The 21,821-nt window shown below is 42.9% G+C and carries 21 protein-coding genes; 16 read left to right on the top strand and 5 right to left on the bottom strand.

All coding sequences use genetic code 11. The annotated features are described in order from the left end of the window. Positions 1-4 precede the first annotated feature (4 nt). On the top strand, positions 5-460 hold the full coding sequence (locus tag J7I93_RS18685) for a hypothetical protein (protein ID WP_214727465.1): 456 nt from the start codon (positions 5-7) through the stop codon (positions 458-460). A gap of 244 nt (positions 461-704) precedes the next feature. Here the strand turns inward: J7I93_RS18685 and cbpA are convergent, their stop codons facing one another. Continuing rightward, positions 705-1,349, bottom strand: a complete 645-nt coding sequence (gene cbpA, locus J7I93_RS18690; RefSeq protein WP_214727467.1) for a cyclic di-AMP binding protein CbpA — start codon at positions 1,347-1,349, stop codon at positions 705-707. Between the two features lie 178 nt (positions 1,350-1,527). On the opposite strand from cbpA, the gene J7I93_RS18695 reads away from it, so the two are divergent. Together J7I93_RS18695 and J7I93_RS18700 are read left to right on the top strand one after the other, a co-directional pair. Beyond that, on the top strand, positions 1,528-2,172 hold the full coding sequence (locus tag J7I93_RS18695; protein ID WP_214727469.1) for a LytTR family DNA-binding domain-containing protein: 645 nt from the start codon (positions 1,528-1,530) through the stop codon (positions 2,170-2,172). A 132-nt stretch (positions 2,173-2,304) separates the two neighbouring features. After that, entirely contained in the window at positions 2,305-3,837 is a 1,533-nt protein-coding gene (locus J7I93_RS18700; RefSeq protein ID WP_214727471.1) for a succinyl-CoA:acetate CoA-transferase ScpC, read from the top strand. 92 nt (positions 3,838-3,929) lie between these two features. Here the strand turns inward: J7I93_RS18700 and J7I93_RS18705 are convergent, their stop codons facing one another. After that, complete coding sequence (locus J7I93_RS18705; protein WP_214727473.1) at positions 3,930-4,985, bottom strand: TRAP transporter substrate-binding protein; 1,056 nt, start codon at positions 4,983-4,985, stop codon at positions 3,930-3,932. A 196-nt stretch (positions 4,986-5,181) separates the two neighbouring features. On the opposite strand from J7I93_RS18705, the gene J7I93_RS18710 reads away from it, so the two are divergent. The 6 genes from J7I93_RS18710 to J7I93_RS18735 all read left to right on the top strand — a co-directional run bounded on the left by J7I93_RS18710 (position 5,182) and on the right by J7I93_RS18735 (position 12,832). Further along, positions 5,182-6,813, top strand: a complete 1,632-nt coding sequence (locus J7I93_RS18710) for an ATP-binding protein (protein ID WP_214727475.1) — start codon at positions 5,182-5,184, stop codon at positions 6,811-6,813. Continuing rightward, positions 6,803-7,492: a response regulator gene (locus J7I93_RS18715; protein ID WP_214727477.1), complete on the top strand. Its 690-nt coding sequence runs from the start codon at positions 6,803-6,805 to the stop codon at positions 7,490-7,492. Before J7I93_RS18710 ends, J7I93_RS18715 begins: the two co-directional genes overlap by 11 nt. A gap of 110 nt (positions 7,493-7,602) precedes the next feature. Further along, positions 7,603-8,901: a dicarboxylate/amino acid:cation symporter gene (dctP, locus tag J7I93_RS18720; RefSeq protein WP_214727479.1), complete on the top strand. Its 1,299-nt coding sequence runs from the start codon at positions 7,603-7,605 to the stop codon at positions 8,899-8,901. 292 nt (positions 8,902-9,193) lie between these two features. Further along, entirely contained in the window at positions 9,194-10,387 is a 1,194-nt protein-coding gene (locus J7I93_RS18725) for a class I SAM-dependent rRNA methyltransferase (protein ID WP_214727480.1), read from the top strand. A 207-nt stretch (positions 10,388-10,594) separates the two neighbouring features. Next, positions 10,595-11,905 carry an MFS transporter gene (locus J7I93_RS18730; protein WP_214727482.1) on the top strand — a complete coding sequence of 437 codons (1,311 nt, stop codon included), beginning with the start codon at positions 10,595-10,597 and terminating at the stop codon, positions 11,903-11,905. Positions 11,906-11,986: 81 nt separating this feature from the next. Further along, positions 11,987-12,832 carry an STAS domain-containing protein gene (locus J7I93_RS18735; protein WP_214727484.1) on the top strand — a complete coding sequence of 282 codons (846 nt, stop codon included), beginning with the start codon at positions 11,987-11,989 and terminating at the stop codon, positions 12,830-12,832. Between the two features lie 685 nt (positions 12,833-13,517). On the opposite strand, the gene J7I93_RS18740 is transcribed toward J7I93_RS18735, so the two are convergent. Next, the gene (locus J7I93_RS18740; RefSeq protein WP_214727486.1) at positions 13,518-15,197 is read right to left on the bottom strand and encodes a hypothetical protein; all 1,680 of its coding nucleotides are present in this window, start codon (positions 15,195-15,197) and stop codon (positions 13,518-13,520) included. 133 nt (positions 15,198-15,330) lie between these two features. Here J7I93_RS18740 and J7I93_RS18745 point away from each other — a divergent pair, with 133 nt between their 5' ends. From J7I93_RS18745 to J7I93_RS18770, 6 genes are all read left to right on the top strand, one after another. Beyond that, on the top strand, positions 15,331-15,723 hold the full coding sequence (locus tag J7I93_RS18745; RefSeq protein WP_214727487.1) for a DUF3139 domain-containing protein: 393 nt from the start codon (positions 15,331-15,333) through the stop codon (positions 15,721-15,723). 306 nt (positions 15,724-16,029) lie between these two features. Then, the gene (locus tag J7I93_RS18750; RefSeq protein WP_214988596.1) at positions 16,030-16,422 is read left to right on the top strand and encodes a GNAT family N-acetyltransferase; all 393 of its coding nucleotides are present in this window, start codon (positions 16,030-16,032) and stop codon (positions 16,420-16,422) included. Positions 16,423-16,532: 110 nt separating this feature from the next. Further along, positions 16,533-17,357 (top strand): MBL fold metallo-hydrolase, encoded by an 825-nt coding sequence (locus J7I93_RS18755; RefSeq protein WP_214727489.1) that lies wholly within the window; start codon positions 16,533-16,535, stop codon positions 17,355-17,357. Positions 17,358-17,462: 105 nt separating this feature from the next. Continuing rightward, on the top strand, positions 17,463-18,017 hold the full coding sequence (locus tag J7I93_RS18760; protein WP_214727490.1) for a DinB family protein: 555 nt from the start codon (positions 17,463-17,465) through the stop codon (positions 18,015-18,017). Between the two features lie 304 nt (positions 18,018-18,321). Beyond that, positions 18,322-18,912: a histidine phosphatase family protein gene (locus J7I93_RS18765; RefSeq protein WP_214727491.1), complete on the top strand. Its 591-nt coding sequence runs from the start codon at positions 18,322-18,324 to the stop codon at positions 18,910-18,912. A 2-nt stretch (positions 18,913-18,914) separates the two neighbouring features. After that, positions 18,915-19,622, top strand: a complete 708-nt coding sequence (locus J7I93_RS18770; protein ID WP_214727492.1) for a nucleotidyltransferase domain-containing protein — start codon at positions 18,915-18,917, stop codon at positions 19,620-19,622. A 38-nt stretch (positions 19,623-19,660) separates the two neighbouring features. Here J7I93_RS18770 and J7I93_RS18775 read toward each other — a convergent pair whose 3' ends face one another. Next, positions 19,661-20,926 carry an ATP-binding protein gene (locus J7I93_RS18775; RefSeq protein ID WP_214727494.1) on the bottom strand — a complete coding sequence of 422 codons (1,266 nt, stop codon included), beginning with the start codon at positions 20,924-20,926 and terminating at the stop codon, positions 19,661-19,663. A 167-nt stretch (positions 20,927-21,093) separates the two neighbouring features. On the opposite strand from J7I93_RS18775, the gene J7I93_RS18780 reads away from it, so the two are divergent. Continuing rightward, a complete protein-coding gene (locus J7I93_RS18780) occupies positions 21,094-21,573 on the top strand; it encodes a GNAT family N-acetyltransferase (RefSeq protein WP_214727496.1) in 480 nt (159 codons plus the stop codon). On the opposite strand, the gene J7I93_RS18785 is transcribed toward J7I93_RS18780, so the two are convergent. Beyond that, positions 21,565-21,821 (bottom strand): hypothetical protein (locus J7I93_RS18785; protein WP_214727498.1); only part of this gene is annotated, 257 nt, incomplete at its 5' end. The genes J7I93_RS18780 and J7I93_RS18785 overlap by 9 nt on opposite strands.

Below are 21,821 nucleotides of genomic sequence, written 5' to 3' on the forward strand. Positions count from 1 at the left end.
TAATATGAAAGCGACAACAGCCATTAGGCTGCTTCACCTGGTTATACCTTGGCTGACCATATTCTTTCTGCCTAAAAAGTCATTTAATAAATTTTATACGGTTTCTGTTTTTGCCGGGATTTTAGTTTTTGCGATGAGCATACTGGCCATACCCTTTAAATGGTGGACGGTAGAAGGCGGAAACAGACATAAAGTCTTGAATGACCTCACTTTTATTCTTGGCCCCTTCTTTATAGGAACATTATGGATTTTTCATTTTACCTTTGGAAACTTCAAACGCTATCTTGCACTTAATGCGATCGTGGATTTTCTGTTTGCCTTTCCGCTGAATTACTTGTATCAACGATTTGATTTATATAGATTGGTCAAATTTAAGCCTGTACATATTTTCTTATTTTTCACCTCATATGCCTGGATTATTTATGGATACCAGGAATTCGTACATCGCAATAAACGTTAGGAAAAAAGCCGATCCATTGCTGGAACGGCTTTTTATCCTTACCTTCTAAATTCGCCTGTTGAATTTCGATCCAGGCACTCCGAGATCGTGCGCGGTCCGTTGCTAATCGGCGCCCATGCATCTGTAAAGCCCTTTTTTGACGCTCTTTTCAAACTAGCATCCCCACATCCATATCGAATGAAGGAAGTGCGAATCTTGCTCTATCCTATAGGGGCCATTATAAACATCCAGTTTTCCCTATCGATTAGCATTTCCCATCATGGCATTCGACACCAATCACCCGGAAGCCGTTTTGATCCATCTCTTTTTTTATTTTATCCAAGGTTGCCTTTGTGGTATCCTTCGGCAATGTGAATAGAACCCGGCGAATGAGGCTGACGTGGAAATTAGAGGAATCGAGTGAGATGACTCCCTGAATATCACTGTGTTTGCTGATGATGCTGGTCATTTTCTTCAAGGTCCCCTGCGTACCATAGCTGCCCACTGTAAGTGTATAGCTGCCGCGGTTCAATCCCCATGCTTCCTCCAGCAGCTCCAGTACAGCTGCGTGCGTGAGAAGGCCGACAAACTTATCATTTTTATTCACCACAGGGAGATAGGGAAATCTTTTTAGCGTAAAAAAAGCCTTCATAAAGGAATCATTTTCATCAATTACTGTCTCCTGATCAGTGGCTAGAGCAGTTATGGCCTCATCGAGCGAATGATTCTCTTTATATTCTAAGATATCAACTTTATAAATATTGCCGATAAACTTTGTATGTGTTTGATCCAGAATCGGGACACAGCGATAACCTGTTTTATTTAAAAACTGCAGCGCCTTTTCCAAATTAAAGGTTTCATCACAATAGCGGACATCTGTTTTCTCCACCATCTGATGGCGAATTAACATATCAGCATCCTCCTTTACCCCTAACCCTTATATGGTCTCTAATGGGTTATAATCCTCTATTCTATGCTGGAGAGCTCCGGTGAATGATAAGATTTTTATTAAAACTCATTCATAGAATCCCTCTGCGAAAACTTGTAAAATAGAAATAGGCAATCATCATGAAAGGTGCTGAAGGAACGTGGAAAGCATTACAGTTGTGTCTCTTTTGGACGTGATCGGAGAATTGTTTTCCGATGAGATTTCCATTGCAGTTTCCAATACGAATGAATATATCTATTACCGGCCCAGCAAGCGAATTGATTTGAAAATCAGGCCTGGTGACATTGTTAAAGAAGGAACCATTGCCCATAAGGCTTTACGGACACAGCAAAGAGTCTCCGAGTTTATAGATCGGGATGTATTCGGGGTTCCTTATCACGGAATGGCTGTGCCGTTTTTGCATGAAGGCAAGCTGGAAGGCTGTGTGACAGCGATTTTTCCGGCTTTGACAGACGGTAAATCCGTTGTAACCATGAAAACGAATGATGGCTGGATTCCGATTCCTTTTTCCGAGGTCGTCTATCTAGAAGCAAAGGATAAGAAGACTTATGTACATACAGGTGATAAATCTGGCACTCATAAATACTCCCTTCAGGACTTTGAGTACTCGCTTCCGAAAGATAGTTTTATCCGCTGCCACCGTTCATTCATCGTAAATGTGAATCATATAAAGGAGATCTATCCTGATACCCATTCAACTTTTTTGCTTGCCATGAAAAATGGTGACCGGGTGCCTGTCAGCCAATCGTATTCCAGCTATTTTCGGAAATTGCTCGGTTTTTAGAAAATTCATGCTGTTTTGGACGGTGAATTTGCTGTTTTATCGGAATTTTCCGTAATATAATCCAAAAATTCAATCCTCTCTCTTTAGGCGGGTAAAATGATTATATATATCATGGTAGAGGGGATGAGCAGCATGGAGAAAAGTTTAGATCGGATTAAGGATACACGATTGCACGACAGAGTTGTCACACCGGAGGAAGCAGCATCCTGGATTCAGGACGGAATGATTTTGGGGTTAAGCGGCTTTACACGTGCGGGTGATGTGAAAGCGGTTCCATTTGCTTTGGTTGACCGTGCCAAAAATGAACGTTTTAAAGTGAATGTTTATACAGGGGCTTCTCTCGGGTCTGATGTGGATAAGCTGTTTGCCGAGGCGGGCATTTTGGGGAAAAGACTTCCATTCCAGGCAGATCCAACGATGAGAAAGGGAATCAACCAGGGAGACTTTTTGTTTGTGGACCAGCATTTGTCTCACACAGCTGAGCTTGTGCGCGCGAATGTCATGGACCCTATTGATTTCGCTATTTTGGAAGCGGTTTCGGTAACGGAGGATGGAATGATCATTCCTTCTACTTCAATCGGAAACTCGCTATCTTTTGCAGAAAATGCCAAATCGATTATTATCGAAATCAATCTTGCGCAATCCACACAGCTCGAAGGATTGCATGATCTATATGATCCGGGCAAGCAAGGGGAAAGGGATCCGATTCCTTTGACAAAAGCGGATGACCGAATTGGAGCGCCTGGAATCAAGGTCGATTTGGAGAAGGTAAGAGGAATCGTGTTTACGAATCAGCAAGATTCCCCTTCTACCATCGTGCCGCCAGATGAAGAAACCGTCATTATGGCCCAGCATCTGATTCAGTTTCTCCGCAAGGAAATTGCAGCAGGCAGGCTGACAAATCGTCTGGCACCGCTTCAATCCGGAATCGGTTCAGTGGCCAATGCGGTGCTGCACGGTATGCTTGATTCTGAGTTTGAGAATTTGGAAGTTTATTCAGAAGTACTGCAGGACGCTGTATTCGATTTGATGGATGCAGGCAAAGTGAATTTTGCATCCTGTTGCTCGATTACTCTTTCAGATGAAAAAATGAAAGAAGTTTTCTCTAACTTCGACCGTTACAGAGACCGATTAATCATGCGTCCGCAGGAGATTTCCAACCATCCCGAAATCATCCGCCGCCTCGGACTCATTTCGATCAATACGGCGCTCGAGCTTGATATCTATGGAAACGTCAATTCCACTCATGTTCTCGGAACGAAAATGATGAACGGCATCGGCGGATCGGGTGATTTTGCACGGAACGCACGCTTGGCTATCTTTGTTACAAAATCTATTGCCAAAGACGGCAAGATCTCAAGCATTGTGCCATTTGCTTCACATATTGACCACACCGAGCATGATGTGGATGTCATCGTCACAGAACAAGGGTATGCCGACCTGCGTGGCCTGGCTCCAAGACAGCGCGTGGAGCTGATCATCGAAAACTGTGCACACCCGCTGTACCGTGACCAGCTTCGCGAATATTACGAGGAAGCCCTCACAAGAGGAGGACAAACTCCGCATGTACTCGAAAAAGCGCTCTCCTGGCACACAGACTTTGCCGCAAAGGGAACCATGCTAAAAGAAACAGCCGCAGCTGCCCCGCAATGGAGCTTCCGCTAAAATAAAAAACTTTGGGCAGCTTTTGCCCGGAGTTTTTTGGTGCCAGGTACCTATACCACTTCAGCCAACTGGTATAGGTACCTGGTACTTTTTTATTCATATTTAGCACGCAATTCCTTTATTTCATCTATTAATTGGCTGCCGATTTCTTTCGAGAATTCTTCATAGACAGGATCAAGGGCAGTCTTCCATTCCCGTTTTTGCTGATCTGTCAGCTTGTGAATTTGAATGGAGGAGTTTTGCTTAATAGTTGTGAGCTGTTCTTCGTTCATGGCAAAGGCTTGCCGGTTATTCCAGGCGGTTGTTTCCTGCATGGACTCCAGCAAAATCTCCTTTGTTTCTTCTGTCTGCTCGTCCCAGACTTTCTCGCTCATCATAACTGCATAACCTAGATAGCCATGATTGCTGATTGTCAAATGCTTTTGTAAGTTATAGAATTTCTTAGAGTAAATATTTGAGATGGTATTTTCTTCGCCGTCCACCTTGCCTTCTTCAAGCAGCTGGTAAGTGGAATTGAAGGAATCCTGAATGGCATCCGCATTCAAGCGGCTGAATTGGGCCTCAATTACGTCACTCTGCATAATTCGGAACGATTGCCCTTCCATATCCCCGGGACTCTGAATGGGTCCTTTATTTGAGGTGATTTGCTTAAATCCATTTGGCCAGTGGGCAAGCCCTTTAATCCCGTCACTCTGCAAGGATTGCAGAAGCTGCCTGCCAATGTCTCCGTTTAACCCTTCCAAAGCGGCTTCACGGGCTGGAAAAGCAAAGGGCAAATCCAGCACGCCCCATTGAGGAGAAAGCATGCCAAGCTTGGATGTAGAAGGCGCGATAAAGTGGACTTGTCCATCCTTTAGCGCATTAATTTCTTCTATATCAGAATAGAGGCTGCCATTTGGAAAAACCTCTATTTTTATATGGCCGTCTGATTTTTCAGAAACAAGCTCTGCAAATTTTTGGGCAGCAAGGCCCTTGGGCGTATTCTCAGCGACGACATGGCTGAATTTAAATACGATTTGATCCTTCAGCCCTTCCTGATCATCATCATAGGGAATTTCTTCGCGCGGGAATAGGCTTTGATAAGCAAACATAGCTGCCATGATCATAACCGTGCCTGCAAGGAGAACGAAGCCTAATGTGCTTTTCATGGGAAGCCTCCTTTTTTAAAAACATTATCCCGCCTTAACGGGCAGTAATTACTTATGAATCGTTGAAGAAAGCTGGGGGGCAAACTGCCCGTAAAAGCCCAAGCCCGATTGGTTCATCTTGCCATGAGTGCGAAAAAACAAACTCATGAAAAATCACTTTAATGTTATCATACTTAGAAGAAACAGAACCGTAAAGATGCTAGTGAGAGAAGGGAGGTTCCCTCAATTGAAACAAATGCCTATCCGCTGGAAAATTACCATTCTATCTTATACCATCGTTATTTTTTCCCTTTTGATTGGCGGAATGGTTATCATTTCAAATATACAGGAAAAGGAAGAAAAGGAACTCCGGATCCGATCCATGAACACAGCCAGAACGGTGGCTGAGCTGTCAGATGTGAAAGAGGGAATTCTGCAGCCACAAGGCTGGAAGACAGTTAATAAGGTGGCAGAGGAAATCCGGATCATCAATGAAACAGACTATATTGTTATCATGAATATGCAGCGCATCAGATATTCCCACCCGGTAAAAGAAATGATTGGCCAGCCATCTGAAGGCGAGGATGAAAAGCCAGCCTTTGCGGAGCATATTTATTTTTCCAAGGCAAAGGGGGAGGCCGGAACCTTTATTCGGGCTTTCATCCCTATAAAAGATAACAGCCTGAATCAGATTGGTGTTGTGGTTGTGGGCAATAAGGTACCCTCTTTTAGCGAGATTATAGATGAATTAATCGATGACATCACCATTATTGTGATGCTGACGCTCATATTTGGGCTAATTGGCTCTTTAATGCTTGCGAACCATATTAAAAAGCAGATGTTCCAGCTCGAGCCCTATGAAATTAAAAGAATGCTTGAGGAAAGAACGGCAACCTTCCATTCAATTAATGAGGGCGTCATTGCCATTGACAATCAGGAAAATATAACCGTTTTTAATGAAAAAGCAAAGAAAATCTTTAACGTGACAGGAAATGTTGTGGGTGAAAATATCAGAAACGTTTTAAAAGATACGAGACTTCCAGAAATCGTCGAGAGCAATCGTGCTGTTTATAATGAACAAATTATTGTGAGCGGGAAGGTCATCTTAAGCACCAGGATTCCGATCCGAAAAGACAATGAAAGGATTGGAGCAGTAGCCATTTTTCAGGACCGCACAGAAGTGGCCAAGCTTGCGGAGGAGCTGACTGGGGTGAAGAGCTTTGTGGAAGCACTCAGGGTTCAAAACCATGAACACATGAACAAACTTCATACGATTGCAGGATTAATACAGCTCGGAAAATCAGATAAAGCATTAAAACTGGCTTTCGATGCGTCGGAAGAGCAGGAAAGCATTTCTAACTTCCTGAGTGATAAAATAAGGAATGATGCTGTAGCCGGCCTTTTATTAAGTAAAGTGAGGCGCGGCAAGGAACTGGGGATTACTGTGGTCATCGATCAAAACAGCAATCTTGAAGAATTTCCAAAACGGCTTGACCATCATGACTTTGTTTTGCTATTAGGAAATCTGATCGAAAATGCATTTGGTGCGTTTGAGCACACCGAGCATGAAAATAGAAGGATTGATATTAGTCTGGAACAGACAGAAGAAATCTGCGCTGTTCTGGTTGAAGATAATGGAAGCGGCATAGAGAAAGACATTTTACCGAAGCTTTATGAAAAAGGGTTCACAGCGAATAAATCAGGCGGAACAGGGTACGGGCTTTTTCTGGTTAAACAAATAGTAGATAAAGGGGAAGGCAGCATAGAGGTTGCAACCAAGCAAGGTGAAGGAACATCCTTCACGATCACTTTTCCGATGGAAGCGGAGGGAGAATTACATGGCGAGTAAAGAGGAAATCAGGGTGCTGCTGATTGAAGATGATCCAATGGTCCAGGAGGTTAATAAAGAGTTTATTACCAGTGTGGAGGGCTTTAAGATAATCGCAGTGGCCGGGAATGGGGAGGAAGGCATCTCCCTTGTGAAAAAACTGAACCCGGATCTGGTTATATTAGATATTTTTATGCCAAAAAAGGACGGAATCCAGACACTTCAGGAATTTAGAAAGCAAAAGCTGAATGCTGATGTGATTGTCGTTTCTGCTGCCAAGGATAAGGAAACCATTAAGCTAATGCTTCAAAACGGTGCCAGGGATTATATTATTAAACCCTTTAAGCTCAATCGAATCCAGCAGGCGCTTGAAAAATACCGCCACTACAGGGAAAGCTTGAAGGAATCAGGAACAATCTCCCAGGAGCAGCTGGACACCCTTATTTATGCCGGGCAGAGACATGCAGTCCGAAGTGATTTGCCCAAAGGCCTGAATGATTTCACTTTAAACGAAATTACAGCCTTTATGCAGAAACAGGATGAACCCCGGTCGGCAGAGGAAGTAGCCAGTGCGATCGGCATTGCCAGGGTCACGGCCCGCCGCTATTTGGACTTTCTTGAGAAGAGCGGGGCAATCAGGCTGGATGTCCAATATGGCGGAGTGGGGAGACCCGTAAACCGGTATGTAACGAATAAGTGAAAAACGGAGACCAAAATGAACAAAACATCCGTTATGACCATAAACTTCTCTCTCTCATCTGAAAACGCTATCATTCTTAATAGAAAGAATTGTTAGAAAAAGGAGATGAGATGAAGTTGAAAAAGCAGCGGATTTATAAGAATTTAACCTTTCAAGTGTTAACTGCTATTTTTATCGGTGTAATGGTCGGGCTCATTTGGCCTGAAGTCGGAAAAGAGATGAAGCCGGTAGGCGATACCTTTATTAACGCAGTAAAAATGGTCATTGCCCCGATTATTTTCTTAACCATCGTCCTTGGAATTGCAAAAATGGGAGATATGAAAAAAGTCGGCAAGGTTGGCGGCAAAGCATTCATTTACTTTGAGATTGTGACAACACTTGCTTTAATGATCGGTCTTATCGTTGTAAATGTCATAAAACCTGGTGCCGGCCTTAATTTTAACGAGCTGGAAAAAGGGGATGTATCCCAGTATACGCAAAATGGCGGAGAGGGCATCAACTGGATCGAGTTTGTTACTCATATTGTCCCTCATAATATGGTGGATGCCTTTGCAAAAGGCGATATTCTGCAAGTTTTATTTTTCTCTATTTTATTTGGGGTAGGATTAGCCGCCCTTGGTGAAAAGGGAAAAATCGTTACCGAATTTTTGGATAAGCTGTCTCTAGTATTCTTTAAAATTATTGGTTATGTGATGAAGGCTGCCCCAATTGGTGCATTTGGCGCAATGGCCTATACAATCGGAAACTTTGGCCTGGCTTCTTTGGTGCCGCTGGGCAAACTGATGATGTCTGTGTACATTACGATGGCCCTGTTTATTTTTGTGGTTTTAAATATTATCTGCAAGATGTACGGATTCAGCCTTTGGAATTATTTGAAGTTTATCAAAGACGAGATTTTGATTGTGCTGGGTACAAGTTCTTCAGAATCAGTGCTTCCTAGAATGATGGATAAAATGGAGCGCATCGGCTGCTCCAAATCGGTTGTTGGACTTGTTATTCCAACTGGGTATTCCTTTAACCTGGACGGTACATCCATCTACCTTTCGATGGCGGTTGTTTTCCTTGCGCAGGTATTCGGTGTTGACTTGACAATCGGCCAGCAAGTTACGGTTCTATTAGTGTTAATGCTAACTTCGAAAGGTGCGGCAGGCGTTACAGGAAGCGGATTTATTGTCCTTGCGTCAACGATGGCTGCCCTTCAGGTTATCCCGCTTGAAGGCTTGGCATTGCTGCTTGGTGTTGACCGTTTCATGAGTGAAGGCAGAGCGATCGTTAACCTGATTGGAAATGGAATTGCGACCATTGTTGTGGCGAAGAGCGAAAATGAATTTGATGAAAATAAGAGTAAAAGAGCTATCAGTGAAATGAAGCTGTTGAAACAGGATAACCAGACAAAGCAAGCTGTATAATCGAAAGGCCATTCTCCATATAGGGAATGGCCTTTTATGATGAGAATTGTCGATCTTCCTCCCTGTACTCTCGACAATTCTCTCATTCATTTCCCGGGAAAAACTCAGTTGCCAGAAGGAATAACAGCCCTTTCAATCAAACGTTTGATTGAAAAACAAAATGCCGAATAAAGGCGAAAAATGGGATCCTGTTGGTGCCAGGTACCTATACCAGCAACTGGTATAGGTACCTGGCACTTTTAATGTTAAAATACTACAATGACAGTACATTAAAAAATGATTGGGTGAACGCATGAGTAAAGCGATTAGATTAACGGTGGCGTCAAAATATAAAAAGAATTTTCAATCAGGGTATCCGCTGGTGACAGAGGAGTCTGTTCAGCGGCTTCCGAAGGGGATTGAAGAGGGTGCAATGATTGAGCTTGTGGATGAGAATTACCGTTTTATCGGCAAAGGCTACTATGGCAAGCAAAATAAAGGGAGAGGCTGGGTGCTGACACGCAATCAGCAGGAACCTCTCGACGAAACGTTTTTTGCAAAGAAGATTAAAACAGCCTTCGAAAGGCGTGCAGCACTTTTCAGCGATCCGGATACAACCGCTTTTCGGGTTTTCAATGGGGAAGGCGATGGGATTGGAGGCATCACGATTGATTATTATGATGGTTTTTATGTCATCAGCTGGTACAGTGAAGGGGTTTACACATTTAAGAAAACGGTTGTAGAAGCCCTCATGAAGACAGCCGATGTGAAAGGCCTTTATGAGAAGAAGCGCTTTGCCGTGAAAGGCACCTATATGGAGGATGATGATTTTGTAGCAGGAGAGCGGGCATCCTTTCCGCTGATGGTGAAAGAGAACGGGATTAACTATCCGATCTATCTGAATGAAGGTGCCATGGTCGGCGTCTTCCTTGACCAAAGACATGTCAGGAAAACAATCAGGGACAAGTATGCGGAAGGCAAAACCGTTTTAAATACGTTTTCTTATACGGGGGCTTTTTCAGTTGCTGCCGCTTTGGGCGGGGCATCAAAGACAACAAGTGTTGACCTGGCAAACCGCAGCAAAAGCAAAACGATCGAAATGTTCAGCGTCAATGGCATTGACTATGAAGCGCAGGATATAATCGTTGAAGATGTTTTTAACTACTTTAAATATGCGGTCCGCAAGCAGCTGAAGTTTGATATGGTCATCCTGGATCCGCCTAGCTTTGCCAGGTCCAAAAAGCATACGTTCAGTGCGAGAAAGGATTATCCGGAGCTGCTCGAACAAGCCATCCAAATCACAGAAAAGAACGGCATTATCGTCGCTTCATCCAACTGCAGCACCTTTAACATGAAAAAATTCAAAGATTTTATTAAAAAAGCGTTCGGGCAAACAGGGGACCGATACAAAATCCTTGAAGAATTCACCCTCCCGGAAGACTTTCGCACAATCAAGGAATTCAAAGAGGGAGACTACCTCAAGGTCGCGTTTATACAAAAGCTATGAACTAAGTGCCAGGTACCTATACCACTTAACGGAAGTGGTATAGGTACCTGGCACCTTCTGTATTTATCTATAAGCATCCATCTATCGCCAAAATTCCGAAGAATATGACTATTTTATGGTATGATTATGGATAAAAAAGTACCGGGCACCTATACCAGTTGAGGCCGACTGGTATAGGTGCCTGTCACCAGAAAGAAGGTTTACATTGTGCAGCGTTTGAGGGTTCATTATGCTTGGGTGATTTTGATTTTGACGTTTGTTGCTTTGCTGGCCGCACAAGGGGTGAGGCTTTCGTTTGGGGCTTTTATGACACCGTGGGAGACTGAATTCTCCACGAATCGCAGCGTCATTTCGTTAGTTGCGTTTATCAGCTATATCGTGTTCGCTCTTTCCCAGCCCTATGTCGGCAGGCTGATTGATAAGTATGGGATCCGCTACATATTATCCTGCAGCATTTTGCTGATTGGTTTATCTACGATTCTCACCTTCTTCACAACCGATCCTGTCCAGCTGATGATCATATATGGGGTTATTGCGTCCATTGGCTTTGGCGGTGCCTCCAATGTGGCGGGAACGATAGCTGTGGCGAATTGGTTTGCGGATAAAAAGGGGATGGCCATGGGGCTCATGTCCGCCGGAACGGCAGCTGGTCAGCTCGTTCTCGTCCCGCTGTCCTTGTTTCTTATCGACCAGATCGGATGGAAAATGACCGTTATGGTATTAGGCTGTTTTCTGATTTTAGTCGTGTTTCCGCTGCTTATCCTGTTTGTCCGATCGAATCCAGGTGACATTAACATAAAAGCCTATGGCGCCAAGGAAGACACAGAAAGCAGTAAGAACGGCGGCACAGAAGCCCTAAAAGCAACTCTATCAATCTTCCAGCTTATGAAGCGTAAAGAATTCCTGTTTCTCATGCTTCCGTTTTTCGTCTGCGGCGTCACAACGACAGGTTTGATGGATACGCACCTTATACCTTTTGCACAGTATTGCGGTTTTACACCGGGCATTACAGGAGCAGCTGTCAGCTTGCTGGCCGGCTTTAATATTTTGGGCACAGTCGTTTCCGGGTTCCTGGCAGACCGGTGGAATTGCAAAAGGATATTGGCTTTTTTATACGGAGTGAGAGCTCTTACGATTGTTCTGTTATTAATCATTGTTAATGATGCTTCCTTGTTTGGCTTCTTCATCTCAGAATCACATCTGCTGATTCTATTTGCGATCAGCTTTGGTGTCGTGAATTTTGCAACGGTAGCTCCAACCATGAAGCTGGCAACCGAATACTTCAAACACCTCTCAGTCGGTGCAGTTATCGGCTGGATTTATCTCAGCCACCAGCTTGGATCTGCGCTGGGTTCCTTCGTCCCGGGTGTATTATTTGATTTGACAGGAAGCTATGATATTTCTTTTATAGCTTCCATTATTCTGCTGATTGGCGCTTCAGCCCTATGCATGCTGCTTCCTAAACAAGAAGTAAACTACAAGCATACAGGTAGCCATATCGTTGTGAAAAATAGCTAATGAGTGGTTTAAAATCGACACTTTTTTCCTCATAAGTTAAAATATTAATAGAAGAATTTGAACGGTAAGGGGAGTCATAGGATGCATCGTAATAAGGACCTATATCAATTTTTACTGGAGAAAACGAGGCAATTGACAGAAGAATGGTATAAAAATCTGGAAAAAGGCGATAACGCTGGAATCTATAGCTCCAACGACCCGGCCATTATTGAAAGCGTTAAACAGCAAAACTATGAATTTCATCAAAAGTTCTGTGAAGTCTTTAATAAAGACGAAGAGTCATTCTTCAATGACTTCGAAAAATGGATTGTAAAAGTAGCGCAGGATGAAGGACACCTTAGCACGCCATTGCAATCAATTCTCCGTGAATTTTTTACAACTCAGGAGCAGTATTTGAATTTAATAGATGAGTTTACTGAAACAAATAAAGGCCAGTTTGATTGCAGCCAGGTAACTACTTGGCGCCGGATTGTAGTGAAGTCTTTTAGTGAAGTGGTCACGTGGTTCACGGAAGAGTATAATAACCATTCCCAAAAAAGGCTGGAGGCCCAGCAGGATTTAATCCGTGAATTAAGTTCTCCCGTCATCTCTTTAACTCAAGACATCGCCCTATTGCCGCTCGTTGGGGATATTGACACAGCCCGGGCAAAGAGCATGCTTGAAAATACCCTTCAGCAATGCAATAAACTGGGTGTGAATCAGCTATTCATGGATCTTTCAGGTGTTGTCATGATCGACACAATGGTGGCCCATCAGTTATTCCAATTGATTGAAGCGTTAAGCCTCATCGGAGTAAAGACCACAATCTCCGGGTTAAGGCCTGAAATCGCCCAGACCGCTGTCCAGCTCGGTCTTTCATTTGATCACGTAAGCATTAAGTCTACACTCTCAAGTTCGATCAAATCAGCCAGCCTCATACCCGGCTAATAAAAAACACGATGAAGCTGGCCTTAACGGGTTTACTTGGGGTGCAAAACGTTCATTCACAGACCTAATCAGATAGCAAATCACATAAATTTCACAACACAATTCACAGGATATTTTTACAGTCAAAAAAGGCTTAGATATTTTTGGCATCTCTAAGCCTTTTTTGTATTATCTTTTTTTCACTTATTCCCCCCTCCCGTAAGTTGTACAAGTCATTAGACAATAAAGCGAGTTTGATAAATAAGCGGAGAAATTTCTCTTAATTAGGAAATAGCACTGAAAATAGCTTAAATAGGCGGAAAGATTCCGACTAGTGACTTGAAAAACGAGGAAATGGGTAATTTTTCTTTACTTAATCGGAAAAACTCCGCTTATATACCCCGAACCGAGCTCTATTCTGCAGTCTAACCGAAAAATCTCCGCTTATTTTAAATATCAACATAATCCACTTCACACACTCTACAATAATTATTTCATACTCTGTGATTTACAATGTGAATTAGGACAAAAGTAAGCAGCTAAAGGTTGCCAAAATATTGATAAATCAATAAAAAAACGCACTTTGAATTATATTGTGAATTCAAGTGCGTTTTGCTATGTGTTTTATAATGTTTGCACCTCTAAAGTAAACCCCTTCAGCTGGCCTTCATCGTGTTTTTAGTGAGATCACTTTATCAATAGCATTTTATTCCAATCCTTTAATGGTCATTCCCTTCACAGGCAGGAATGCTTCGCCTGTCTCCAGATAATTCAAATTCACCTGATCGCCTTCCTGCAAATAGATCGCCATTGGAACGGTTTCAGCTGAAACCACATAGCTCTGACGGTTGTCGAGTAAAAACGAGACAACGGTGTAATCACCGGTTTTTTCCTTGTAGACCCTCAACACGGTTCCGATTATCTGTTTTTCCTCTGCCTTCGAGCTTCCATCCACTGTGCCGCCGCCTCTTTGCAGAGCTGTTTTATAAAGCCTTAAAGCCTCATTTGGCGTCGTGCCATATGCGGAAATTTCCGGATTGGCAGCAGATACGATGAAATAATTCTGCAAAAAGCCATTGGCGTCGAGAACCGGTGTCAGCCAGCTCGCTTCTCCGTAGAAGTTATACAGAACCGGCATTTCGCCATTCCATTTCTTTTCAATAAACTTTTTCTCAATGATTTGCAGGGCACCATGCGAATCCATATACGACTCCTCAAGATTGCCGGTAAAGAAGGTCGCTTCACCTGTCCTGGAATTGGTCAGTGAGTATCCAAGCATCGAATCGACGCCTTCTTTCGGACTTGTAAAATCCGTAAAATAGTACATGTCTCCATTTTCATCAAATATCGGGCTGACATTTGCTTCCGTTCCTTCATCTGAAGGTAGCCTCACATCAGTTTTGCCAAATTTGCTGTTCCAGAAGCCATGAATATAATTGCCGTAGTAGCTATTCTGCAGGCTGACGGTTTCCGGAGACACGGCCCCATCAATAAACCCAGGAACATCCTCAAGCTTATAGTTTTTTGTTGTTCCATTCACCGGATCGACCATAACCATTCCCTGAACGTCAAAACCATTTCGGGCCGAGATAAATTCACCGTAAGAGCGGATATAATAAGGCTTGCCTTCATCATCCACCTCTAATTGAACATCCCCGTAAAAGATCTGCTGCGGATACTGCATGCGGATATGGCGCTCAATGTTTTTATTAAAATAGGAGGATGGCGTGTAGACCATATCGCTTTTCACGAACTTCGGATTGGCTGAGGAATCTGTCGCACTGATGGTAAAATAACCAGGTGTCTTATCCCCGTTCCACCATTTAAAAAAGCCGGAGAATTCAACAGGCGCAATGTATACATACTCCCCATTAACCTTCTGGATCTGCAGGCTGCCGAGTTCATAATAGCTGGTATTCGGAACCTGGCCAAAAGCCTTTTTCATCTTGTTGCGCGCAAATTGCGGAGGCACGCTAGCCGGCGTTTCCGTTTCGTCAAACGTCTCAATCTCCGTTTGTTCCTTCATTTTGGCGCTTTCATATTTTTCATCAGCATTAAAGAGAAAAGCAGTTAGAAAGAACACCCCGACAATAAGGCTACCTATAAAAAGGATTCCTTTAATCATTCGCTCCTTCCCGGCTGCAAGAAAGGCTCCGCCGAGAGAGGCAATAATGGCAAGCGGCCAAATGCTGCTTAAGTTCCGGTCAAGATTGCTTAAATAATAAAAGGCAAAAATAAGCAGTACGGTTACGACAATGGTTCCGGCTATGATGCCAGACCCCAGCTTTTTACCTTCCTTTTCAGACTTTGCCATATAACTAAAAGGAATCACCAGCACAGAGGCTGCCAGTCCGGCAATGAGCGAAAAAATAAAGATGTTTCCCATTAATATCTCTCCTAATAAGTTCGTTATGTTTATCTACGGATGAAACCAAAAAAAGTTCCGTTAAGAAAAATATTCCACCAAGGGTTAATTTTAGTGTAAAATTACACTAAAAGAGTTTATTGGAGTGAAGTAAATGAAAAAGTTATTGGTGATGGCTGCTGTTCTTCTCCTGCTTAGTTCTCCCCTTATCGTTCTATCTATATTAAACCATGGCAATCCGCTCATGAATAAATGGATAACTCATGATGTGAAAAATCATTTAACTGAAATGGCTTATGAAAAAAGCGATATTCAGAAAGAGCAGTACGTCATCCCTAAAATGGTGATCAATCATGACTTTTATCAAACTCATTATGGAGTGATTTTCAAGGATGAACCGCAATTGACATACTACTATGGCAAAAAAAAATGGTTTGGTGAAGTTGTACAGTTTTGTGAAAAAGATAATGCGTCAACCTATGACCTTACAGCCAAAACGACTGAGCATAGTGAAGAATCATGCGAGTATATGCTGGAAAATCGTTAAAAAATTAACGTTAAATTGTCATATAGCAATTTTTTTGCCGGGATGGCTCTAAAAAAGGGCCGATTTATTTCCTAATGATTAAAATATCATCAACTAACAAACTTTTATCATCAACTCCACCGATATATCAACAACTAACTAGGTATATCATCAACCCTACCGATATATCAACAACTAACTAGGTATATCATCAACCCTACCGGTATATCATCAACTAACTCGAAATATCATCAACTCGCCTAAAAGAGGTATTTTACAACCTTAAAGAGAATGAAAAGAGCAATCTGGTATGAAAGGAGAATCCAAGTGATCAGGTATGAAAAAAAGGTTCCGGAAATGGAGCCATTATACCGCTTATATGAACATGACGGCTGGAATGATTTTTTGAAGCTGCCGAAAGAAAGGCTTTATCAAGCGATGGAGCAGAGCTGGCTTGTGGTTAGCGCCTATGATGGAGAGCGCCTGATTGGCACGGGGCGGATTATTTCTGATGGCATCATTAATGCCTATCTTTGCGGGTTAATCGTAGAACCTGCGTATCGCAGCAAAGGGATTGGAAGGGAAATGGTGCGCCTGATGGCCGAGTGCTGCACGGAGTCACAGCTGCATCTTCAGCTGCTGGCCGAGGAAGAGAAAGCCGGCTATTATGAAAAATTAGGCTTTGAAATATTTACATTAGGCTTAAAATATAAATCTTAAAATGTGCGACTAAAGGTGTAGACAGTTTCAGCCCATCCGGCGATTTAGCAGTGAACTTCTGACTGTAAAATGGATATTATAACCAGCCAAAGAGATGGAGGCAAACCTTTATGGAAAAATATATTTGCAGCACGTGCGGAACTCAATATCCGCCATCGGATCATCAGCCTGAAAGCTGTCAAATCTGCGAGGAAGAACGGCAGTATGTGGCACTGGAAGGCCAGGAATGGACCACATTGGATGAAATGCTAAAAAGCAGTGCTTATAACAATAAAATATCCCAGGAAGAATCCAATCTTTACAGCATCAAAACCGTACCTGAATTCGCAATCGGTCAGACCGCTTATCTGGTTCAAAACAATGGCTTTAATCTTTTATGGGATTGCATTTCCTATCTTGACCATGCGACAATTCAGTCGATAAAGGAGCTTGGCGGCATCCACGCAATTGCGCTTTCACATCCCCATTACTACTCCTCCCAGATTGAATGGGCGGAAACGTTCAACGTTCCTATTTACATTCATGAAGATGACAGGCAATGGGTGATGAGAAATAGTGACCATATTATTTTCTGGAGCGGAGAAAGCTTGAAGCTTCATGAGGGAATTGACATTCACCGCCTTGGGGGCCACTTCAAAGGCGGTGCAGTCCTTCACTGGCAAATGGGCCATGATGGAAAAGGGGTATTGCTGACCGGTGATATCATCCAGGTTGTTGCGGACCGACAATGGGTCAGCTTTATGTACAGCTACCCGAACCTCATTCCTCTGCCGCCTGAAACCGTTGAACGAATGGCCGGTAAAGTGAAGCCGCTTGCCTATGACCGTCTATACAATGCTTTTCATAAGATCATAGAAAAAGAGGCAAACCTGGCTGTCCAGCGTTCGGCAGAAAGATATATAAAGGCGGTCAGGGGACAGCTTTTTCAGACATAATGATTGTGGCAGCATGCTCGTTCTTTTTCACGAAACCTATTCACTTGAAGGATGACTAGATCCGCATTTTTTAGTAAAATAAGGGAATAAAGAGGGGTGGAAGCCATGCTGCAAAAACCTGAAGCAAACGAATATGCACCATATTACGAAGCATATGTTCATTCCGTACCAGATGGGGATTTGCTGGAGATTCTTGATAAACAAGTAAAAGAGACTGTCAATCTACTAAAAAATCTTAATGAGGACCAGGCCAGCTTTCGGTATGCGCAAGGAAAATGGACGATTAAAGAAGTAATCGGCCATGTTACGGACACCGAGCGCATCATGGGCTACCGTCTGCTTTGCATCAGCAGAGGAGAAACAGCGATGCTGCCAGGGTATGATGATAATCAGTATGTAAAAGAAGGAAATTTTAATCGTTTCAACGTAAAAGAGCTTTTGGAACAACTCTCCATTGTCCGTCAAAACACACTCGGTCTTTTAAAAAGCCTGGATGATGAGTCACTAATGCAACGCGGTAATGCCAACGGAACCGAAGTAACCGCCAGGGCTATTGCCTATATCATTGCCGGACATGAACTTCACCACCGAAACTTGATTAAAGAGCGGTATATGAAAGCGGAAGGTTATAACAAAGGGGATGGTAATGGAGAGATCTAAAGGGCTGGCTTAAGTCTCTTTTGTTTGGACTCTGCATAGAATTGTGATTAGAGTATTTTTCTTTTAACTTTACTATGTGCTTTGAAAACATCAGGCAAGTAGATTAGGTGCGGAGAGTGGTACTAATTGGTACCGCTCTTCTTATTCATAGATTAAGAGACTACTGTATTTTTTGCATAGTGACCTTTTCTATTTCCAGGTTTCTTGATGCTATTTGCAATGGTCAAATGATCGGCTGCTTTTTTAAGGGATATTCTCTTTTTAATAGAATACCAATTAAGTGAATTCGAAAGGACGTGTACATATGACAAAAATTGGTTTGATCAGGCATGGCATTACATCTTGGAATAAAGAGGGCCGGGCACAGGGAAGCTCGGATATTCCCTTGCATGAGGAAGGCTTGGCTGAAGCAAAGCTATTAGCTGAACGGCTCAGTGCTGAAAAGTGGGATGTCATATACGCCAGTAATCTGTTGAGAGCACGGCAAACAGCGGAAACCATTAAGGAGAAAATCAGGACGATCCCTCTCCAGCTTGATTCACGAATTCGAGAGGTCGGCGGCGGATTAATTGAAGGCACCACAGAAGCAGAACGGCTTGAAAAATGGGGCAGCGGCTGGCGTGAAATGGATCTTGGATTCGAGCCGCATAATAGCGTGATCGATAGAGGAATGGAATTCATAAAGGAGATCTCAGCCAAGCACGCGGGTGAAAATGTGCTGGTGGTCAGCCACGGCTCATTTATCCGGCATCTCCTTAGAGAACTGGTTCCGCATGCCGACCTCACCCATCCACCGAAAAATACTTCCCTTACCACGCTTTTAATAAAAGAAAGCCAGTGGGACTGCGAACTGTATAACTGCACGAACCATTTAGAAAAGGAACAGATTAAATAATCATGAAAAAGATCCATGCAGCAGAGACTTCACAGGAATTTATCACGCGGCATTTTCCCGCCTGCCAGGCAGCAGTGCTTGCAGGCAGTGTGATCAGAGGAGAGGAAACAGACACATCGGATCTTGATATTGTGGTGTTCGATTCAGCAATAAAGACTGCCTATCGGGAGTCGTTTATCTTTTTTGGCTGGCCGATAGAAGTATTTGTCCATAATCTGGACTCTTACAAGGATTTTTTTCGCAACGATGCGGAGCGGGCGCGGCCGTCATTGCCAAGGATGGTGGCAGAAGGCATGCCCTTGAAGGACAGCGGCATTCTTCAGGAAATTAAAAAAGAAGCACTAAGCCTGCTTGCTAAGGGGCCGGAAGCCTGGACAGAGGAGACAATCCGTCTCAAACGTTACTTTATTACAGATGCTGTAGATGATTTGAGAGGCAGCAGCAACAGGGGAGAGGAAATCTTCATTGCAGGGACACTGGCTGAGCTTTTGAGTGAGTTTGTTCTAAGGACCAACAGGCAGTGGATCGGTTCTTCGAAATGGACAGCAAGAGCGTTACAGCAATATGACCCTGTCTTTGCAGAGGAGTTTATGGCCGCTTTTGACATTTTTTATCGAGATGGCATTAAAACCAATATTATTGAACTTACAGAGAAAATGCTGGAGCCGCATGGAGGTCCATTATTTGAAGGATTCTCGCTCGGAAAATAAATGAAGCCTCCTAAAATTTGGAGGCTCAGCCGTTTTTCTTAAGCTTCATTCTTTTTCAAAGCCGGCGTATAAGAGGGAAAAGAAAAAGTGAACACAGTGCCCTTATTTAATTCACTCTGGACTTTCACACTGCCTTGCATGGCCCTCACGATACTGAATACAACCATCATTCCAAGGCCCGTTCCTTTTGAGCCCTTTGTGGAATAATAGGGTTCGCCAAGGCGCTGAAGCTGTTCCTTGGTCATTCCGATGCCGGTGTCTTTTATTTCAATGGTTATGTGGCTGCTGCTATATTGTGTTTCTATGTATAATTGTCCGCCGCGCGGCATCGCTTCGATTGCATTTTTAATAATATTTAAGAAGCATTGGTGAAATTTCTGCCGATCCCCTTCGATCGAACCCAGCAGGGCAAAATCTGAATTAATCTCTACTGAGTTTTGATTAGCGGTAGGTTTTAATATGTTAATGACTTGCATTAGTTCTTTCTTTACATTTATTTCTTCTATTTTATCTAAAGATGGTTTTGAAAAGGTTAAGTAGTTTTGGATGACCTGCTCGGCAGATTCAAGCTCCGACTTTACAATGGTCAGATATTCCTGCCGCTTACGAGGAGTCAGTTTTTGTTCCTGCAATAATTGGACAAAGCCAATAGCCGCTGTTAAAGGATTCCGGATTTCATGTGAAATCGCTGCGCCCATTTGCTCCACAGCCTCCAGCTTTTCTGTCCGGACCATATTTTCGCGTATATCAAGATTTCGCTTGGCGAACTCAATCAAATAAGAGATCATGCCTACTCCCAGTGGCGGAATCACCAGATAGGCAAACCAGGCGTCAAATCGATTTTGCGGCGGTATCGATATTTCCATTGTAATCACGGTCAGCACACTAATAATCGTGGCCATAAGAACTGCAACTCGAATCCGTTTCCTGGCAGCTTGCCTCCAAAACCACGGATACATCCTCCAGAGTATAATCCCCAGCGGAAAATATAAAAAGATATTTGTATAAAAGCCGGGTTCTATCCCATAAAAGCCTCTCATTAAAATAACTGCTACAGCCATTAGCGGGCCAATCCCAGCATATAAACCGCCGATAATGACTATAATCATTCTCAAATCATAGAAATAATGCGGATCCGGCTGATAGGAAAACTGAAAGCATATCCACATCATAAACAAAAACCAAAATAGTGAGCAGCCTTTCGAAAAACGGAACTTAGAGCTTTTATCCGCCCATACGAGCACAAAAAATAAAATGATGATTAAAAGCGATAGATTAAAGAAAAAATGCTTCGTAATTTCCACCGTTTCACCTGCCTGCCATAAGAGGTTATAAGAAAATTCTATATTGTTTTACTATTATTGACAATAACTGATTTAAAATTTTAGCACATTTCCATGTAAATTGTCAGAAAAAATCAAAAGAATACGGTAACATAAACGTTGCGAAAATCAGTGAATGGAGGTAAAGAATGATATTTTTAAAGACAAAGGAATTGCCAATAGGAACCTTAAGGAATTTCTTCACCACTTACTGGGGCAGTCCAAAAATGGTTATTTCCAGCGGAGTGTATGACTGCAGCAAACTGGACGGTATAGCCGCACTTGATGAAATGGAAGAAATCATCGGTCTGATAACTTTTATCATAAAAGAACAAAGATGCGAAATTATTTCTTTGGATAGTATCCGAGAAGGGAAGGGGGTCGGTACTGCTCTTATTGAAAAAGCAGAAGCTGCTGCGAAGGCTGCCGGATGCAGCTGTATAAAGCTCATTACTACAAATGACAACTTGAACGCTCTCCGGTTTTATCAAAAACGGGGTTATAGGCTGAGCGCCCTTCACCTTGACGCCGTTCAAAAGGCGAGAAAAATCAAGCCGCAAATCCCGCTGATTGGCTATGATGGAATTCCAATTCGGGATGAAATAGAATTGGAAAAGCTTTTAGAATAGGACCGTAAAAATAAGATACATGACTGAAGTTAAGCTTTTCCGCTGTTTTTGCTTCATTCCGCTTTTCCTTGTTGAACATCCTGCAGTTTTTATGTCTATTATTTTGGCTCTGATAAATTTGTCTCTGTTATCCGCTTCAGGCACTAACTTTCCGCAGGGATTATGAGATTTAGATAGAGTAGATAAACGTTCAAGGCGAAGGCGTTTCCATTTGGGAACGCCTTCTATCGTGTGCGCCCGGCATGGGT

This window comes from Bacillus sp. ISL-47 (genome assembly GCF_018613175.1).
GTDB lineage: Bacteria > Bacillota > Bacilli > Bacillales > Cytobacillaceae > Cytobacillus.

What these genes read in the sequence shown, in the direction of transcription:
- J7I93_RS18710 (WP_214727475.1), top strand. Translation starts at nt 5,182, where the DNA reads ATGCTAGTGAGAGAAGGGAGGTTCCCTCAATTGAAACAAATGCCTATC.
- J7I93_RS18725 (WP_214727480.1), top strand. Translation starts at nt 9,194, where the DNA reads ATGAGTAAAGCGATTAGATTAACGGTGGCGTCAAAATATAAAAAGAAT.
- J7I93_RS18770 (WP_214727492.1), top strand. Translation starts at nt 18,915, where the DNA reads ATGAAAAAGATCCATGCAGCAGAGACTTCACAGGAATTTATCACGCGG.
- dctP (WP_214727479.1), top strand. Translation starts at nt 7,603, where the DNA reads ATGAAGTTGAAAAAGCAGCGGATTTATAAGAATTTAACCTTTCAAGTG.
- J7I93_RS18745 (WP_214727487.1), top strand. Translation starts at nt 15,331, where the DNA reads ATGAAAAAGTTATTGGTGATGGCTGCTGTTCTTCTCCTGCTTAGTTCT.
- J7I93_RS18740 (WP_214727486.1), bottom strand. Translation starts at nt 15,197, where the DNA reads ATGGGAAACATCTTTATTTTTTCGCTCATTGCCGGACTGGCAGCCTCT.
- J7I93_RS18760 (WP_214727490.1), top strand. Translation starts at nt 17,463, where the DNA reads ATGCTGCAAAAACCTGAAGCAAACGAATATGCACCATATTACGAAGCA.
- J7I93_RS18685 (WP_214727465.1), top strand. Translation starts at nt 5, where the DNA reads ATGAAAGCGACAACAGCCATTAGGCTGCTTCACCTGGTTATACCTTGG.
- J7I93_RS18700 (WP_214727471.1), top strand. Translation starts at nt 2,305, where the DNA reads ATGGAGAAAAGTTTAGATCGGATTAAGGATACACGATTGCACGACAGA.
- J7I93_RS18715 (WP_214727477.1), top strand. Translation starts at nt 6,803, where the DNA reads ATGGCGAGTAAAGAGGAAATCAGGGTGCTGCTGATTGAAGATGATCCA.
- J7I93_RS18780 (WP_214727496.1), top strand. Translation starts at nt 21,094, where the DNA reads ATGATATTTTTAAAGACAAAGGAATTGCCAATAGGAACCTTAAGGAAT.
- J7I93_RS18735 (WP_214727484.1), top strand. Translation starts at nt 11,987, where the DNA reads ATGCATCGTAATAAGGACCTATATCAATTTTTACTGGAGAAAACGAGG.
- J7I93_RS18755 (WP_214727489.1), top strand. Translation starts at nt 16,533, where the DNA reads ATGGAAAAATATATTTGCAGCACGTGCGGAACTCAATATCCGCCATCG.
- J7I93_RS18765 (WP_214727491.1), top strand. Translation starts at nt 18,322, where the DNA reads ATGACAAAAATTGGTTTGATCAGGCATGGCATTACATCTTGGAATAAA.
- cbpA (WP_214727467.1), bottom strand. Translation starts at nt 1,349, where the DNA reads ATGTTAATTCGCCATCAGATGGTGGAGAAAACAGATGTCCGCTATTGT.
- J7I93_RS18705 (WP_214727473.1), bottom strand. Translation starts at nt 4,985, where the DNA reads ATGAAAAGCACATTAGGCTTCGTTCTCCTTGCAGGCACGGTTATGATC.